Origin of the sequence: Flavobacterium sp. YO64, from assembly GCF_004119505.1 — a bacterium.
Lineage (GTDB): Bacteria > Bacteroidota > Bacteroidia > Flavobacteriales > Flavobacteriaceae > Flavobacterium > Flavobacterium oncorhynchi.
Window position 1 is genome coordinate 1 of record NZ_NRQV01000086.1, and the last position, 210, is coordinate 210.

General features: G+C 39.0%; 1 protein-coding gene. It reads right to left on the reverse strand.

The window, feature by feature from the left end; genetic code table 11:
* Positions 1 to 210, reverse strand: a 210-nt coding sequence (locus tag BOW57_RS20760) for a hypothetical protein (protein WP_164973763.1), incomplete at both ends; no start/stop codon positions are given.

The following is a 210-nucleotide window of genomic DNA, read 5'->3' on the forward strand; positions in this document are numbered from 1 at the left end:
GTCGTTAATGCTGTTGTTGAAGTTACTACGCTTCCTCCTGTTAAAGCGTCGTACCAAACTATGTTTCCTGTTACGGGATTTACATTTATACTTGCAATTGTTGGTGTATTTACTAAACAGAAATCTTGATCGGTATCTGCAATATTTGGTGTACCAGGATCTGTAACGGTAACCGCTACTGCCAACCTTACATTGCTTTCACAAGTTGTT